The sequence below is a fragment of the Methylomonas sp. 2BW1-5-20 genome (assembly GCF_052474515.1).
On the sequence record NZ_CP184127.1, the window covers coordinates 1,179,614 to 1,196,436 of the forward strand.

11 protein-coding genes and 1 tRNA gene are annotated in these 16,823 nt (G+C 52.6%); 1 reads left to right on the forward strand and 11 read right to left on the reverse strand.

From position 1 onward, the window contains the following. Positions 1 to 8: 8 nt before the first annotated feature. From ACH50O_RS05315 to ACH50O_RS05355, 9 genes are all read right to left on the reverse strand, one after another. Positions 9 to 2,687, reverse strand: coding sequence for a molybdopterin-dependent oxidoreductase (locus ACH50O_RS05315; protein WP_446810993.1), 2,679 nt, complete (start codon positions 2,685 to 2,687; stop codon positions 9 to 11). 12 nt (positions 2,688 to 2,699) lie between these two features. Then, positions 2,700 to 3,923 carry an NAD(P)/FAD-dependent oxidoreductase gene (locus ACH50O_RS05320; RefSeq protein ID WP_446810994.1) on the reverse strand — a complete coding sequence of 408 codons (1,224 nt, stop codon included), beginning with the start codon at positions 3,921 to 3,923 and terminating at the stop codon, positions 2,700 to 2,702. Between the two features lie 75 nt (positions 3,924 to 3,998). After that, on the reverse strand, positions 3,999 to 5,324 hold the full coding sequence (locus tag ACH50O_RS05325) for an alginate export family protein (RefSeq protein ID WP_446810995.1): 1,326 nt from the start codon (positions 5,322 to 5,324) through the stop codon (positions 3,999 to 4,001). A gap of 33 nt (positions 5,325 to 5,357) precedes the next feature. After that, positions 5,358 to 7,082, reverse strand: coding sequence for an ABC transporter ATP-binding protein (locus tag ACH50O_RS05330; RefSeq protein ID WP_446812117.1), 1,725 nt, complete (start codon positions 7,080 to 7,082; stop codon positions 5,358 to 5,360). Positions 7,083 to 7,128: 46 nt separating this feature from the next. Continuing rightward, positions 7,129 to 8,142 (reverse strand): ABC transporter permease, encoded by a 1,014-nt coding sequence (locus tag ACH50O_RS05335; protein WP_446810996.1) that lies wholly within the window; start codon positions 8,140 to 8,142, stop codon positions 7,129 to 7,131. Positions 8,143 to 8,231: 89 nt separating this feature from the next. Continuing rightward, entirely contained in the window at positions 8,232 to 9,626 is a 1,395-nt protein-coding gene (locus ACH50O_RS05340; protein WP_446810997.1) for a CmpA/NrtA family ABC transporter substrate-binding protein, read from the reverse strand. 698 nt (positions 9,627 to 10,324) lie between these two features. Beyond that, the gene (glyA, locus tag ACH50O_RS05345) at positions 10,325 to 11,584 is read right to left on the reverse strand and encodes a serine hydroxymethyltransferase (protein WP_446810998.1); all 1,260 of its coding nucleotides are present in this window, start codon (positions 11,582 to 11,584) and stop codon (positions 10,325 to 10,327) included. A 24-nt stretch (positions 11,585 to 11,608) separates the two neighbouring features. Further along, positions 11,609 to 12,964 (reverse strand): glycerate kinase type-2 family protein, encoded by a 1,356-nt coding sequence (locus ACH50O_RS05350; protein ID WP_446810999.1) that lies wholly within the window; start codon positions 12,962 to 12,964, stop codon positions 11,609 to 11,611. 17 nt (positions 12,965 to 12,981) lie between these two features. Continuing rightward, on the reverse strand, positions 12,982 to 13,839 hold the full coding sequence (locus tag ACH50O_RS05355) for an NADP-dependent methylenetetrahydromethanopterin/methylenetetrahydrofolate dehydrogenase (protein ID WP_446811000.1): 858 nt from the start codon (positions 13,837 to 13,839) through the stop codon (positions 12,982 to 12,984). A 207-nt stretch (positions 13,840 to 14,046) separates the two neighbouring features. Between ACH50O_RS05355 and ACH50O_RS05360 the strand changes: the two genes are divergently transcribed. Next, a complete protein-coding gene (locus ACH50O_RS05360; protein WP_446811001.1) occupies positions 14,047 to 15,024 on the forward strand; it encodes a malate dehydrogenase in 978 nt (325 codons plus the stop codon). 940 nt (positions 15,025 to 15,964) lie between these two features. Here ACH50O_RS05360 and ACH50O_RS05365 read toward each other — a convergent pair. Both ACH50O_RS05365 and ACH50O_RS05370 read right to left on the reverse strand, forming a co-directional pair. After that, positions 15,965 to 16,504 (reverse strand): hypothetical protein, encoded by a 540-nt coding sequence (locus ACH50O_RS05365; protein WP_446811002.1) that lies wholly within the window; start codon positions 16,502 to 16,504, stop codon positions 15,965 to 15,967. 181 nt (positions 16,505 to 16,685) lie between these two features. Then, positions 16,686 to 16,772, reverse strand: a tRNA-Leu gene (locus ACH50O_RS05370). Positions 16,773 to 16,823: the final 51 nt, after the last annotated feature.

Here is a 16,823-nt window from a genome sequence, read left to right on the forward strand (position 1 = left end):
CTATCAATTTAAGTGGGTTTCGGTAAAAACTCCTTCAGTTCCGAAACACAGGAACCGCAACCGCTGCCCGCACTTAAGCAGGCGCTGATGTCGGCGACGCTTTGGAATTGGTGAGCTTGCACCGCTTGTTGGATAGTTTTTTCGCCGACATTGAAACACGAACAGACGATTCGGCCAATATCGGCTTCACCTTTTGGCGGTGCGCCGCTTAGCAGGCTGAGGCGCTCGGCTCTGCTTAACTCGGATTTAGCGAATAAACTGCCCAACCAGCCAGATTCCGGCAGGTCGCAATCCGGGCCGACGAACAGGCAGGCTCGTAATTCCCGCTCAGGCAAGTAGGCGGTCCGGTAATAGCCGGCTTGCGGGTCGCTATATTCCAGCCAGCAGTTATCGTCTTCGCGCTGCTCCACGCAGGCGAGCAACGCACGGCCCCAAGTTCGCCAGTCCTTGCCGAATTCGGTAGAAGCCAATTCGTAGCGAAAGTAACGGTCGCCGCGCACGCTGACCTGATATTCGGCGGCGGCGATTTGCAAGGGTTGACGGGATAAGATTGTGGCATACCATTGCGCCGGCCAGCTGCCGATATTTACCGGAGTTTGCTTGCTTTCCGGCTGTCCGGAATACGGATCGACCACCGGATTGACGACAGCGCCCATCCGGCCATGACTGCTGTTTTGATCGGTCCAATGCATAGGTACGAACAGACTGCCAACCTGCTGGCCGGGGTTGATTTCGACTCGGGCCAGCATGCTGCCCCAACGGCTTTGGATTTGCGCCAGGCTGCGAGCTTTTAACTTCAAGCGTTCAGCATCGGCCGGGTGTATTTCCACGAACGGTTCCGGGCGATGCGCATTTAGTTTGGTGGCCAAGCCGGTGCGGGTCATCGTGTGCCATTGGTCGCGCAAACGGCCGGTATTCAGCGTAAATGGGTAGTCAGTATCAGATGAGTTTACGGGCGGGCGCGGTGTGACTGGGATGAAGCGGGCTTTACGATTGGCGGTGAAATACCGACCGTCGGCGAACATTCTGGCCGTGCCTGTTGTTTGCTCGGCAATGACCGGCCATTGCACCGGCTGCAGCGCATCGAAGCCTAGTGTATCTATCTCGGCAAACGCCGATAAATTGAAGTCGCGCAGCTGATGCTCGGCATCGTTTTCAAACGCCGATAATGCGGCGTGTTCCCGAAAAATCTCGGCACTGGATTGGTAGTTAAACGCTTTACCAAAACCCATGCGCTGTGCAACTTGGCAGATGATCCACCAGTCGTGCCGCGCCTCGCCGGATGCCGGAAACAAAGGCCGTTGCCGGGAGATGCGCCGTTCCAGATTAGTCACCGTGCCGTCTTTCTCGCTCCAGCCGGTGGCCGGCAACAGCACATGCGCCAGTTCCGTTGTATCGGTATTGGCGATGCAATCGGATACCACCACCAGTTCGCATTGTTGCAAGGCGCGTTTCACCTTATCGGCATCCGGCATCGAAACCACCGGATTGGTGGCCATGATCCACACCGCCTTGATTTGGCCGGTGGCGATAGCGTCGAACATGTCCATGGCTTTTAAGCCTTGTTTATCGGCAACTTTGTCGCTGCCCCAAAAGCGGCCGACTCTATCGACATGCTCCGGGTTTTCCAGATCCATATGCGCGGCCAAGGTATTCGCCAAGCCGCCCACTTCGCGGCCGCCCATCGCATTGGGTTGGCCGGTGAAAGAAAACGGCCCCATGCCGGGCTTGCCGATGCGGCCGGTCGCCAAGTGGCAATTGATGATGGCATTGCATTTATCCGAACCGGAGCTGGATTGATTGATACCTTGCGAATAGACGGTGACGGTTTTGTCCGTGTTGGCAAACCAGTCGAACAGCGTGCCGACTGCTTCGCTAGTCAAGCCGCAGCCGGCGGCGACTTGTTCGATGCTGCCGGCGGTTTTCATAGCCTCGCTTAAGGCTAGTTCGAAACCATCGGTGTGCGTATCGACATAAGGCTGATTAACAAGTCCGTTTTGCTGCAAATAAGCCAGAATGCCGTTGAACAATAGCGCGTCCATGCCCGGTTTGACTGGCAAATGCAAATCGGCGATGTCGCAGCTGGCGGTGGCACGGGGATCGATCACCACAATCTTTAAATTTGGATTATTTTCCTTGGCCTTGCGGATGCGCTGAAATGCGATTGGGTGGCACCAGGCAGCATTGGAACCGACCAGTAAAATCAATTCTGCTTGTTCCAGGTCTTCGTAATTGCAGGGTACGGTATCGGCACCGAAGGCGCGTTTGTAACCGACTACCGCCGACGACATGCACAAACGGGAATTGGTGTCGATATTCGCCGTACCGATGAAGCCTTTCATCAGCTTATTTGCGACGTAATAATCCTCGGTCAACAATTGCCCGGAGACATAAAATGCCACTGCTTCCGGTCCGTGCTGCACGATAATCCGATTAAACTTTACTGCGATGTGATCCAGCGCGGTATCCCAATCCACGCGTTGGCCGCGGATTTGCGGGTAGAGCAGGCGGTTTTCCAGCGACACGGTATTGCCCAGCGTCGCGCCTTTCGAGCAGAGTTTGCCGAAATTGGCCGGATGATTGGCGTCGCCCTTGATCGTAACCCTATGCGTGGCCCTGTCTTCTACCGTGGCTTCGATGCCGCAACCGACACCGCAATACGGGCAAGTGGTTTTGATGGTGTTCATGTTTAAATCTGTTTAGGCCGCGTTGGCCAGCGGGGTTTGGCCGAACATCAGGCGGTCGCGGATCGCGGCAATCGAGGTTTTATCCTTGACCAGGTTCAGATACCAGGCGCTGTCACTGGTGTCGCCGTATAAAATGACGCCGACGACAATGTCGCCGCGCAGCACGATTTTTTTATAAACGCCCAGTTCGTGATCTATCAATTGCAGGATTTGGCATTCGCCACCGCCTTCGAAATCGCCAACCGAAAATAAATCGATGCCGGTCACTTTCAACATCGTCGCCGACGATAAGGTTTTAAATTGGCTGTCGGCCCGGCCGGACAATTGTTGCGCGCAGACTTTGGCTTGCTCGTAGACCGGCGCGACCAAGCCGAACAGTTCTCCTCGATGCTGCACGCATTCGCCGACTGAAAAAATCGCCGGATCGCTGGTTCGCATGCCGTCGTCGACCACGATGCCGTGTTGGCACGCCAGACCGATGCGTTTGGCAAGGCTAATGTTGGGTTTGATGCCGGTGGACATAATCAGCATATCGGCCGGTAACACGCTGCCGTCGCTAAGTTCTACCGTGCTGATATGATTGTCTTGGCTGTGTATGCGTTCGATCGTGGTGCCCAGATGAAACCGGATGCCTTTGTCGGCCAATTGCCGCTGTAAAAACACGGCGGCCTTGCGGTCCAGTTGTCGGTTCAATAAATGGCCGGCGCGATTGATCACGCTGACTTGCATGCCGCGTTGCAGCAGGCCGTTGGCGGCTTCCAGCCCCAACAAGCCGCCGCCCAGGATCACCGCGTGGCGTTTGCTGGCGGCTTTTTCTATCATTGTTTCCACATCGGCAATGTCCCTAAAACCCAGTACGCCTTCGACATTACGCCCCGGTATATCCAAAATCAACGGCAGCGAACCGGTGGCGATTAATAGTTTATCGTATTCAGCGCGGGTGCCGTCATGGGCGATCACGCAACGCCGTTGACGGTCGATATCCACTACGGCTTTGTCAGGCCCGCAATGTAGGGTAATTTGATGTTTTTTATACCAATCGAAATCGTGAATCATGATGTCGGCAAGGCTTTTCGCACCGAACAATACCGGTGTCAGCATGATGCGATTGTAATTGCCGTGCGGTTCGGCACCGAATACGGTGATGTCGTAGCGCTCCGGCGCCGTTTGAATCAATTCGTCAACGGTGCGCATGCCGGCCATGCCGTTGCCTATCACTACCAATTTGAGTTTCATGATGCTTTGAATGGCTTATGCTGTGAAAAATCGGTTTGGGTAGAAACGCAAAATTTCGCGTTTCTACCGGTTCGTCTAAAAGCTGACGTTGGCTTGTAGCCAGATCTTTTGCGTATCGGGGAATGCCGGGTTATTGGTGTTAAAGTCCGCGTACTTGGCCAGCAGGGAATAATGCTTACCAAATTTTTTCAGCACCGAGAAATCCCATTCCGTACCGAATTTGACGCCGCCGGTATCGTCGGAGAAGTCGTGATACACGCCGGTGAAGATCAGGCTATCGTTCATGGTTTTGTAACTGGCGGTAGCGAACACATCGCGGATACCTTGGCCCATGGCGCGGGTTGCGGCGGAGTCGGCGCCGACCGGATTGATGAACAAATCCGCCCAGCCCTGGAAGGCATGGTTGGTACCCAGCGGGGTGTTAAAGGTTTTGTTCAAACCATAGCCGTTCAGCTGTTCCAGCGCGCCTTGCAACGTAACATTGAACGCGGTCAAACCACCCATCAGATTGATGCGGTCGGCTTGGTAATGATTAGGGTTATCGGCGTAATTGGACTGCTTACCCCATTCGGCGGTGTACAGAAAATTCACGGTATCCCAAAACTGCGGCGATTTACCGTCGAAGCGCAAGCCGTAGGTTTGCGAGGATTTAAAGTAATTGGCCCGTTCCCGGTAATCCAGCCAGTAGCCATACCCGATCAGATTGCCCCAATCGCTGACTTTGTAATTCAGGTTAAGGACGGGCGCGTTCAAAGTTTCGGTTTCGCCGAAAATATTTTGCACATGGTCTAAATAACCGGCATTGACGGTCAAACCAAATAGAGTTTGGTTGTTATGCGTGATCAGCACGGAATCGTAAGTCGATTCCATTTGCCGCCAGCCGACGTTACCGATGAAGCGGTCGTCGTCGAACTTGATGCGTTGCCGGCCGACTTTGATTAGGGTGTCGGCGATGCCTTTATAACTCAGCCAGAACTGGTTAAGTTCGTTACGTGCCGGATCGGCGATAACGGAATAGTTTCTATCGCGGTTTGTGGTGGTGCCGCCGCGGTCATAATCGGATTGCGCCGCATAAAGTCCTTCGTATTCGGCATAGCCTTGAAAATCGTGGAAGGTCGGTGTCAAATAACCTAGACGCAAGCGCGCGGTGTTGGCGTTGGCGGTTTCCAGCGGTTTGCTGCCCAATGTCGCCGGTTTTTTAGCCGAGTTATCCTGATCCACGTTCTCCCAACGGTAATTCAAATCCATTTTTACCGCGCCATTACTGCCGTAATGATAGAAATTCAGTGCATCCTCCACCTCTTTCGTCATATCAGCGGCTGTCGGTAAACTGACCACGGAAAGCGATAAGACCGTGACCGGTAACAGCGCCGACAGACGATGAGTTTTTTGTTTTGGCATAGTGCCCCCTTAGGCTAGTTAACTATTACGGAATCAGTGGGTGTGGTCGCATTCGGACAGGAAGCTCAGTAGGCTCTCCCGGTATTTGTAGTAATCGGGGTGTTCCAGCAGCGCTTTGCGGGTGCGGGGCCGGGGCAGGTCGATTTCCTGGATTTTACCGATCTTGGCGTGCGGGCCGTTGGTCATCATCACCACGCGGTCGGCCAAAAGAATGGCCTCGTCGACGTCATGGGTGACCACAATCGCGGTGACGTGGGTGCGTTCCCACACTTCCATCAGCACTTCCTGTAACTCCCAGCGCGTTAATGAATCCAGCATGCCGAACGGCTCATCAAGCAGCAGTAATTTGGGCGACAGGGCAAAAGCGCGGGCAATACCGACGCGCTGGCGCATGCCGTTGGACATATCGGCGGCTTTCTTGAACATCGCGTCCGCCAAACCGACCCGAGTCAGATAATATTCGACGATGTCGTCGCGTTCGTCTTGCGAGGCGTGCGGGTAGACTTTATCCACCCCCAACATCACGTTTTCGAAGGCTGTCAGCCATGGGAACAGGCTGGGAGCCTGAAATACCACGCCGCGATCCGGGCCAGCACCGTTGATCTCCCGGTTATCCAGAATGATGCCGCCTTCGGAAATCTCGTTAAGTCCGGCTGTCATCGACAGTACCGTGGATTTACCGCAGCCGGAGTGGCCGATGATGGAAATGAACTCCCCTTTCTTCATTTTCATGTCGAAGCCGTCCACCACTTTGACGGTGCTGTTGCCGTCCGGGGTGGGGTAGACTTTTGAGAGATTGGCGAACTCCAGGTAGCGAGCCTTGCCCAGATCGCGCGCGCTGGGCTTCAGCGCCGAGGTATCCAGTTTCCAGTCGTTGCTGGTATTGGGACGCACGTCCGGCAGTTTGATTTTCTCGCTGCCTTCTGTTTGCGACTTCTCCATGCCAATATTCATTAGATAACGGGTGATTTCCGCACGCAGGCGTTTGAATTCTTCGTTATGGTTTAGCGCGGTGCGATCACGCGGCCGTTCCAGATTGATGGTAAATGCCGGGCCGAAGCTGGCATCCGGACCGGGATTGAGCGGGATTACCCGGTCGGCCATATAGATGGCTTCATCGACGTCGTTGGTGATTAGAATCACCGTCTTTTTGTCCTGCTCCCAGATTTGCAGAATCTCGTCTTGCAGATTGCCGCGCGTCAAGGCATCCAGCGCACTGAGAGGTTCGTCCAATAATAAAATGTCCGGATTGGCGGCCAGCGCACGGGCCACGTTGACGCGTTGGCGCATGCCACCGGAGAGTTCGCCCGGCTTTTTGTCCATCGCCCTGCCCAGGTTCACCATTTTTACGTATTTCTCGGTATGCGCGTGGCGCTGTTCCGGCGTCCAGTCCTTGAAGATCGCGTCCACGGCCAGCGCCACGTTTTCGTAAACTGTCAGCCAGGGCATCAAGGAATAGCTTTGAAATACCACGCCGCGGTCCGGACCCGGTTCCGTGATCGCTTGGCCCTGTTTCAACAGCTCGCCGCTATCGGCTTGGATTAGACCGGCGATCATCGATATCAAAGTGGTTTTACCGCTACCAGAAAAGCCGACGATGGCGATGAATTCGCCTTCGCGAATATCCAGATTGATGTTTTTCAGGATTGAGGTTTTGTCCTTGCCTTCTCCATAGGATTTACAGACATTTTTCAATTCCACTAAGGGTTTATAGGCGTCGTTGGCCGGCGTGGCAGCGGTTGCTGATTGTTTGTGCATGGAAAGTTCGATGATTTTTGCTTGGGTGGCGCTCATGACGTCATCCTTAGATTTTTTTGAACGAGAACAGGTTCTGCAGCGAGTGCATCACCCGATCCAAAATGAAACCGATGATACCGATGGTAAATACGGCCACCATGATTCTGCTCAGTGAGTTGGAACTGCCGTTTTGGAATTCGTCCCAAACGAACTTGCCGAGACCGGGGTTTTGCGCCAGCATCTCGGCAGCGATCAAAACCATCCAGCCCACGCCTAAAGACAGGCGCATGCCGGTAAAGATATAAGGCAAAGCCGAAGGCAAAATGATACGTTTGATTTGCGTGGGCCAATCCAGGCGTAATACTTTGCCGACATTCACCAGATCGCGATCGATAGACGATACTCCCACGGCGGTGTTGATAAGGGTCGGCCATAAGGAACATAGCGTTACCGTGATGGCCGAGGTGACGAAGGATTTGGCGAACCAAGAGTCGTCGTCGGTGACGTACATGGCGCTGACCACTAGGGTGACGATGGGTAGCCAGGCCAAGGGCGAAACCGGTTTGAATATTTGGATCAGCGGGTTGAACGCGGTGTTCAGCACCGGGCTCATCCCGCAGATGATACCCAAAGGCACTGCGATCAGCGTGGCGACGATGAAGCCGGCAAATACGGTACGCAGGCTGGTGAAAATTTGATCCAGATAAGTCGGTTTGCCGGTATAGGGTCTGGGCTTGATTTCCGCAGTCGGGTCGGCGGCCAGTTTTTCTTTGTTACGGAGTTCTTGCCGCTGATAAAACTCGGCCATCTTGGTTTTTTCGGCGACATGTTCGCTAACCAAACCGCCGACTTCCGACCATACCGCTACTGGGCCCGGAATGGCGCCCAAACTGGTGTTGATGCGCGCGGCCGTTACGCTCCAGAAGCCTAGAAACAGGACAAAGGCAATGATGGGTACGCCCATGATCAGCCATAACTGGCGCAGTTGCAGCGTAGGATTTTCACCGGCGGCAATTTTCACCAAGGGTACGAACCAGGTTAGGCCGGTGATGTTGAAGAATTTGATCAGTTTATTAGTCATGTCTATGCTCGCTTGTTTGTGGCGTCGGTAAAAAAGATGCGTCCTTGCATCAACATACGATCCTTGTTTAGAGCACCCACCAGAGTTGGTTAGTCGACAATCTTGCCGCCGGTGACGGTTTGTTTGCCTTTCAGGCCGATGGTAAATTTGGCCAGATAGTCGTTAGGTTTATTGGCGTCGAATGGGATCTTGTCGATGAAAAAGTTTTGCGACGGTTTGATACCGGTGTCGGCCGGGAAGTCTTCGGCTTTGGCTTTGCCTTCGGCGACCAGTTCTTTCGCGGCAGCCAGGTAGATGTCCGGGCGATAGACTTTTTTCGCGGTTTCCAGATACCAGCTATCGGGTTTTTGTTCCGCGACCATGCCCCAGCGGCGCATTTGCGTCAGATACCAAACCGCGCTGCCGTAAGAGGGATAACTGGCGCCGTGGCGGAAAAAGGTATTGAAGTCGGGTAGGGCGCGTTTTTCGCCTTTTTCGTATTCGAAGGTGCCGTTCATGCTATTGGCCAATACCTCGACATCGGCGCCGACATATTGTTTTTGCGAGAGCATTTCGATGGCTTCCTTGCGGTTTTTGTTGTTCTCGGCATCCAGCCAGATCGAGGCGCGGATTAGCGCTTTGACGACCGCCAGATGGGTGTTGGGGTATTTGTCGGCCCAGGCTTGGGTGACGCCGAACACTTTTTCCGGGGTGTCTTTCCACAGTTCTTCGTCGGTGATCACCGGCACGCCGATGCCTTTAAATACGGCTTGTTGGTTCCAGGGTTCGCCGACGCAGTAGCCGAAGATGGTGCCGGATTCCAATGTGGCGGGCATTTGCGGCGGCGGTGTTACCGACAACAAGGCTTCCGCGCCGATTTGGCCTGAGATGTCTTGCGGCGGCGCATAGAATCCGGGATTGATGCCGCCGGCAGCCAGCCAGTAACGCAGTTTTAGATTGTGGGAGCCGGCGGGGAAGGTCATAGCCATGTTAAACGGCTTGCCTTCAGCCTTATATTTGTCTACGACGGGTTTTAGCGAGTCGGCTTTGACCGGACGCACCAGTTTGCCGCCTTCCGTTGGAATATTGGGTTTCATTTGTTTCCAGATTTCGTTGGAAACAGTGATGGCATTACCGTTGAAGCCCATGCTGAACGGGACGACGATGTCGGCTTTGGTGCCGAATCCGATGTTAGCCGCCAATGGCGCCGGTGCCAGCATATGCGAACCATCCAGTTCGCCGTTGACCACTCTATCCATCACCACTTTCCAATTGGCTTGCGCTTCTAGTTGCACGAACAGGCCTTCTTCTTCAAAAAAACCTTTTTCGGCGGCAACGGCCAGCGGCGCCATATCGGTTAATTTGATAAAACCGAATTTCAAGTCTTCTTTTTCCAGTTTGCCGGCGGCGAAGCTGTGGTGGGAAAAGCCTAATATCGCCAAAGCAAGGACTGAGCTTAGGGCTGCCGCTAATGTCTTGGGTGTAAAAATTCTGCTGCGTTTCATGTCGTTTCCTGTCGATTGAGAAAAATTGGCCAAAAAAAAGGCGTCTATGCCCGATTTGAAATCAAACCGGGCGATAGACGCCTTTGTCTCGATTGCTCAGCAATGAGCGTATAAGTTGTGTCGGACTCCTACGCTGGAGTATTGTTTAAGCTTAAGCAAACCTGGTGCCAGTTTATTGAATGCAATGCTTGTTGTTTATAAAAAACTATATTAAACAATTAGATAAGGTATTTTTAGGTGGGGCTGGTTTTCTATAAAGCTAATAAATGCATCGTGAGGCTTCTTAAAATGATGCACTTTATTGAGACGGGGCGCGATTTTTGCACATGAATGGTGCGCAATATTTTTGCGTGGTCCGGGCCGAGCGAGGTATCGAAATCCCGAGGATGGCCGGACGCATGATGTTTCCCTCTCTCAACCGAGGAAGTTTCACCTAAAGCAATCACTGTTAACAGGCAGCCATATCCTGGCGATTTTGAAACGAGTCGCAGCAGCTCTGGTACAGGAATGGTATCGAGGAGACACCTAGATAAAAGGCCAGAAGCATCTTGTCGACGCAAGATAGCGTTCAGGCCGAACGGGACAGCAGTTGTATTTCCGTAGAGCAGCAGGGATCAGTCAAATTTGCTGTCTGCGCAGTATCTCCCGAGCACTTGCCGGCCTCTTATCGTTAACTACAACCGCGTGCTTCGCCAAGTCTATGCCGCCGAATAAACCGGAAAGCGTGCACATAACAAATGCACTTTTTCCCGGACCGCAGCAATCACGCTTTCATCTTCGAGGTTGTCCATCACATCGCACATCCAATCCGCGATCTGGCGCACTTCGTCTTCCTTAAAGCCGCGCGAGGTCGGGGCAGGGGTGCCGACACGGATACCGCTGGTGACGAACGGCGATTGCGGGTCGTTGGGGACCGCGTTTTTGTTGACGGTGATGTGGGCGCGGCCCAAGGCGGCGTCGGCGGCTTTGCCGGTGATGCCTTTCGGGATTAGCGACACCAGCATCAAATGGTTGTCGGTGCCACCAGAGACCACGTCAAAGCCGCGATTGATAAATACTTCGGCCATGGCTTGGGCGTTTTTCACCACTTGTTGTTGGTAGGTTTTAAATTCCGGAGTCAGGGCTTCTTTAAAGGCTACGGCTTTGGCGGCGATGACGTGCATCAACGGGCCGCCTTGAATGCCGGGGAAGATATTGGAGTTGATCTTTTTTTCCAACTCCGGATTGCTTTTGCACAATATCAAGCCGCCGCGCGGGCCGCGCAAGGATTTGTGGGTGGTGCTGGTAACCACGTCGGCGATAGGCACCGGATTGGGGTATAAACCCGCCGCAACCAGGCCGGCGACATGAGCCATGTCCACGACCAAGTATGCGCCGACTTGATCGGCGATGTCGCGGAAGCGTTGCCAGTCCCAAATGCGCGAGTAGGCGGAGAAGCCGGCGATAATCAATTTAGGTTTATGTTCCAGCGCCAATGCTTCGACTTGTGCGTAATCGATTTCGCCCGTGTCTTTGTTTAAGCCGTATTGGATGGCGTTGTAGATCTTACCTGAGAAGTTGGGTTTGGCTCCGTGGGTTAAATGACCACCGTCGGCCAGGCTCAAGCCCAGAATGGTGTCGCCCGGTTGAATCAGCGACATGAATACGGCCATATTGGCTTGCGAACCGGAATGCGGCTGCACGTTGGCGTAGTCGGCTCCGAACAGTTCCTTGGCGCGGTCTATAGCCAATTGCTCGACGATGTCGACATATTCGCAACCGCCGTAATAGCGTTTTTCCGGATAGCCTTCCGCGTATTTGTTAGTCAGCAGCGAGCCTTGTGCTTCCAGCACACGGGGGCTGGCGTAGTTTTCCGAGGCGATCAGTTCGATATGGTCTTCCTGGCGTTGTCGCTCCTGTTCCATGGCCCGGAATAATTCGTTATCAAAACCTTCGATGGTCATCGATTTGCTAAACATGTGGTCTCCTAATATATGTTCGGGTTATTCGTTGGGATGCAGCAGCAGAATTTGCAAATCGGCGACATTGGTGCCGGTCGCGCCGCATAGTAGTAAATCGTTGGCGGCTTTAAGTGCCGGATAGGCGTTATTATCGTTCAGCATGGCTGCCGGGTCGAGAGCCGAGTCGCGTATGCGTTGTAAAGTATGGTTATCGACGACGCCGCCAGCCGCATCGGTGGGGCCGTCGCGTCCGTCGGTGCCGCCGCTTAAAAATGTCCACGGGCAATTCAAACCCTGCTCTTCAGCCGCCAATGCGAAGGCTAAGGCCATTTCCTGGTTACGGCCACCTTTGCCGTTGCCCTTTAGCGTAACAGTGGTTTCGCCGCCGGCGATTAGAACCGTCGGCTGCGTTAGGCCGGTGGATAGCATGGTTGCACGTTGCACCAATTGTTCAGCTACCGAGCGCGCTTCGCCGCAAAGCTGTTTGCTGTAAAGCTGAGCTTGGTAGCCCAGGCTGTTTGCCGAATCCAAAACCGCATCCACGCTGCTCGCGTTGCTGCCAACCAATGTGTGACCGGTGTGTTGGAACACCGGATCGCCGCTTTTCGGCGTTTCAGCGTGCAGGCCTTGTAAGCCCTGCTGTAAATGCATTTGTACGTTGGGCGGCACTTGTTGCCAAATATTGTACGAATGCAGTATCGCAATGGCGTCGGCAAAGCTTGTGTCATCGGCGATAGTCGGTCCGCTGGCGATAGCGCTTAAATCGTTATCGAGTACGTCGGATAGAATCAATGCATGTAAATCGGCGGGCGCCGCCATTTTGGCCAGTCCGCCGCCTTTCAATCGGGATAGGTGCTTACGTACGCAATTGATTTGGTTGATAGTCGCGCCGCATGCCAGCAACAGCTGCGTCGTCGCGATTTTATCGGCCAGCCGGATATTGCCTGCCGGATAGGGCAACAGTGCCGAGCCGCCGCCGGAAACTAATACCAATACCAATTCGCCCGGCCTGGTGTTGCTTAAACGCTTGGCGATGGTTTTTGCTGCGTGTAGTCCGGATGCATCCGGCAGAGGATGACCGGCGCCGAAGACGTGGCAATTTTCCACGACATCGACGTTGTCGTAAGTCGTGACGATAATGCCTTTACCTATGAGCCAAGGCTCCGGAATCGATTCTTGAACGGCATCCGCCATAGCACAAGCGGCTTTGCCGAAGGCGATGAGATGAATGTCGTGCCAAGTGCCGCTGCGGTAGCCGGTTTGTGCCGAGCCGATATGAAGTAGCGTGTCCTCGGTCTTGAGTAAATTTTTTACCGCAAGATACGGATCCGCCGCCGCCACGCCGGCCCGAAATAGGGTGCTTGCCTGTTCGCGCGAACTTAATTTGGCGGCGGACATGGCGATCCTGTAGTACTTTAGGCCATGGCTTTGGCAAGTGCGAAAATAATTTCCGCGTCGAACACCTGTTTGTTGTTTTCAAACAATTTAGCGATACAAGCGCGGTGTAAGGCCAACTTTAATGCGCCGAAGCCGATGGCGCCCCAGACGATTTTGCCGTGGCGTTTTTCGCCGCGATCCAGTACGTCGGTGCCGCCGATGCCAACCGGTGGAGTGGCGTTGGCGTCAGCCAGTAATTGCAGATGTGGATTGTTTTGCCAGTGTTCCGGTTTTAACAGTTCGACGCCGGCGGCACCGGTAGCTAGGACGATATTGGCGTCTTGGATCGCGGCGGCGCGACTATCGTAGTCGGCAGCCTCCAATGGCGTCAGCTCCACGCCGAAACGTTCCTTCATCGCGAAACAGGCTTTTTCAGCGTTAAATATATGTCGGGAAGTGATGCTGACTTGCGCGCCTTCCTGCGCTATCATCGCGGCCGCGCGTTGACCGACCGGACCGGTGCCGGCCAGAACCACGGCTTTTTTGCCTGCCAGCGACGCGCTACTACCTAGCTTGGCGACCGCCGCCGCCGCAGTGGTATTGCTGCCGTTACTGTCCAGCATGACCGAGACTTGGAAACCGGGGAAAAAGTGTTTCTGTACCGCCGCCAATAGATTTTGGCCGGCTTCGATGTTGCTGCCGCCAATGAAAATCGCGGTATTTTTTTTGTCCTTTGGCGCACGAGTAAAGATCGTGCCGTCAACCAAGCCGCCGACGTTATCGGGTGTAATATTGCCATAGCCGATGACATGGTCGGCGCCGCCGTCGTAAGCGACTACGGTATCGAAAGCGGATGGGTGGCTGTCGGTGTCGAATTGAAATAGCAGTTTTTTCATTAAGCTACCTGATTTAAAAAATGGTGGCCCGGCGGGATACGGTTAACCGGCGGCATTATACAGAATAATATTGGCCTCGCTTCATAATGCAAGCGGGTTTGGGAAAGCTGGAATTAGTGATTGTTTGCTCAAAAACTTTATGTCATATTGGAAAAGCTCGCTGTTAAGTCGGGCGCGGATGAATCCAATAATCAAAGAGGAACGCAGATGAAAACGCCCGTCGATATTGCTGTAACAGGTGCAGCTGGCCAGATTAGTTATTCCTTGTTATTTCATTTGGCGTCTGGCGAACTTCTGGGTCCCGATCAGCCTATCGTGCTGCGCCTGCTGGAAATTCCGCAGGCTATGAAGCAGTTACAAGGCGTGGTGATGGAGTTGAACGACTGCGCCTTCCCTTTAATTAATAAAATCATTGTTACCGACGATCCGAAAGTGGCGTTTGACAACGTCGATTATGCATTCCTAGTGGGTGCCAAACCGCGCGGACCGGGAATGTTACGTAGCGATTTGTTATTGGACAACGCTCAAATTTTTATCACGCAAGGCCGGGCGCTGAATGAAGTCGCCAGTCGGAATGTTAAGGTGTTGGTCACCGGTAATCCGGCTAATACCAATGCGTTAATCGCCATTAACAACGCTCCCGATTTGGCGCCTGAGTGTTTTGCGGCCATGACGATGCTGGATCATAAACGCGCGATTAGTCAGGTGGCGGAAAAATGCGGCGTGCTGAGTCGGGACGTGAAAAATGTCGCTATCTGGGGTAACCATTCCTGTACTCAATATCCTGATTTACATCATGCTAAAGTCAAGGGCATGGATGTGTTGTCCTTGGTTGAGCAAGTCTGGTTTGTAGACGAATTTATTCCGACTGTTCAATATCGCGGCACGGAAATTATCAAGGTACGCGGCCAGTCCAGCGCGGCGTCCGCGGCACATGCGGCAATCGAGCATATGCGGGTTTGGGCCTTCGGCACCGATCCGGGCGATTGGGTGAGTATGGCGGTGGCATCCGACGGCAGCTACGGCATTGAGGAAGGCTTGGTTTATTCGTTCCCGGTGATGGTGGTCGATGGACAGATCGGCATCGTCAAAGGCCTGGATCTTAACGAATTTAGTCTGGCGCGATTACGTCAAAATGAAACCGAATTAAAAGAAGAACGGCAAGCAATTAAGCATCTGCTCTAGTTGCCGGAATAGCAGGACTCAGCGGCTATTCAATACGGCTGCGCTAGAACTGTCTTCGGCTTTCATCATTACAGGCCCATCTTTCGGTCTAGCGTAAACCAGCTATTGCGTCGTAGCTGATTGCCATATTTCCTCAGATTCGAGTTGCCGGACTTCATTGCCACGAGCGGTTTGATAAGGTGCCGCCATCCTTGGCAGCTGTTAACGACAGGTAAAAGCCATCTAGCTCATAAGTAGGCTTCTGCTTAACTCCTGAAAACGATTGGTGCTCGACTAGATGGTAAAGCAGCGATCGCTTGGGAGTGCTGCAATTTAAAACTTCGAAAATAATCGATATTCAATTTCGATTTTATAGAGCAATAGCCGTGCCAGCTGGGAGCTCTTGCTTGGCGGGGTCTTTAGAGGGTCTCGGCAATGCCAAACAGCTGGTATTAAGGCTTATGCCGCAACGGTAGGGGATATGCCGTGTTTTTTAAAAGGCTTGCGGCGGATGACCACGCTTGGTACATTGAGTTTGCGAGGCATTGGGAGCGGATAAAAATATAGCGTGTTGTTGTCTGGTTCGGATAGGCCAGCGAGCCTCTGGAGTTGCCGTCTACAAATGTTGATGCCGGTTGAATATTGACCAGGGTTATTAGCCTGTTCTGTCCAAACATTTGACAGGAGCCTAGAGGGTGATAATCATGACCCTATACGCTAAAATCCGGCGGATGTATTTCCGCGACAAGTTATCCATCAATGAGATTGCCAGACGCACGAGTCTGTCCCGCAATACCGTCAAAAAATGGCTGAGAATGCCAAATGGCACTGAAACGGCTTATCAACGCCGGGGCGCTGACCAAACTGACGTCCTACGAAGATCAGCTCAAACAGGCCTTGGTAGCCGATAGTTACCGACCCAAGCGCGAACTTCAGTTCCCCTGTTTCTGTAAAGGTTTTATTAACTTCCAGTTTCTTGCGTATGAACTCTGGGTACCAAGCGCTTGATGTAACCACAAAGCCTAGCAAATCTTCTAGTTCCGGCTTGGCATTTTAGAGAAGGTGCGGCTACAAATGGAACTCTATCTATATAATTCCACTCAATCGCCTTCTTCATGGCTCTACGAATCAAGCCTAGTTCATGTTTAGTTGTTTGATTTGATGCTGTAGCTAATCTTTTGTCTCGATATGAGGCTAACAAACTACTTGTGATTTGATGTAAGGGTAGGTGACCTAGTTGCTTAGAGACTAATGCAACTTTATAACGCTCAACAGGCCAACTTTTTAGAGAACTTAAAACTTCTTTTTCCCATCTGTCTAATAGAAACGCTAATGATACGGTTTCTCTTTTAGTTGTGATGGTACCTTGTTCAATCTTTACTTCTTGTTCTTTAGCCCATTTAAGAGCATCTGACTTGTTGCTGAACGTTTTGGTTATGCTTTTGCCATTTTTCCGAACTTGAGTGTGATACTTGCCAAGTCTTTTGCGAATAGTAGCCATTTCTGGACTCCAATGTGCCATATTTGTGCCAAAGGAGCTTTGTAACTACTTTATATTATTGATGCTACGTGCTGTAGCTAGATGAAAATTGACCAACTTGAAGATGTAACAGCTATAAAAAGGCTATTAATTACATATAGTTAGTTAATTTTTAATGACCAATCACTTAATAAATAAGTGATGGTGCCGAGGAGAGGACTTGAACCTCCACAGGGTTACCCCTACTAGCACCTGAAGCTAGCGCGTCTACCAATTTCACCACCTCGGCATTACTTGTATAATCAAGTAAAGTTTGTATTATATGAGTCGACTATATACT

Excerpts from the sequence above, each read along its gene's own strand:
- ACH50O_RS05330 (WP_446812117.1), bottom strand. The coding sequence starts at position 7,082 with ATGCACAAACAATCAGCAACCGCTGCCACGCCGGCCAACGACGCCTAT.
- ACH50O_RS05350 (WP_446810999.1), bottom strand. The coding sequence starts at position 12,964 with ATGTCCGCCGCCAAATTAAGTTCGCGCGAACAGGCAAGCACCCTATTT.
- ACH50O_RS05325 (WP_446810995.1), bottom strand. The coding sequence starts at position 5,324 with ATGCCAAAACAAAAAACTCATCGTCTGTCGGCGCTGTTACCGGTCACG.
- ACH50O_RS05315 (WP_446810993.1), bottom strand. The coding sequence starts at position 2,687 with ATGAACACCATCAAAACCACTTGCCCGTATTGCGGTGTCGGTTGCGGC.
- ACH50O_RS05365 (WP_446811002.1), bottom strand. The coding sequence starts at position 16,504 with ATGGCTACTATTCGCAAAAGACTTGGCAAGTATCACACTCAAGTTCGG.
- ACH50O_RS05360 (WP_446811001.1), top strand. The coding sequence starts at position 14,047 with ATGAAAACGCCCGTCGATATTGCTGTAACAGGTGCAGCTGGCCAGATT.
- ACH50O_RS05340 (WP_446810997.1), bottom strand. The coding sequence starts at position 9,626 with ATGAAACGCAGCAGAATTTTTACACCCAAGACATTAGCGGCAGCCCTA.
- ACH50O_RS05320 (WP_446810994.1), bottom strand. The coding sequence starts at position 3,923 with ATGAAACTCAAATTGGTAGTGATAGGCAACGGCATGGCCGGCATGCGC.
- ACH50O_RS05355 (WP_446811000.1), bottom strand. The coding sequence starts at position 13,839 with ATGAAAAAACTGCTATTTCAATTCGACACCGACAGCCACCCATCCGCT.
- glyA (WP_446810998.1), bottom strand. The coding sequence starts at position 11,584 with ATGTTTAGCAAATCGATGACCATCGAAGGTTTTGATAACGAATTATTC.
- ACH50O_RS05335 (WP_446810996.1), bottom strand. The coding sequence starts at position 8,142 with ATGACTAATAAACTGATCAAATTCTTCAACATCACCGGCCTAACCTGG.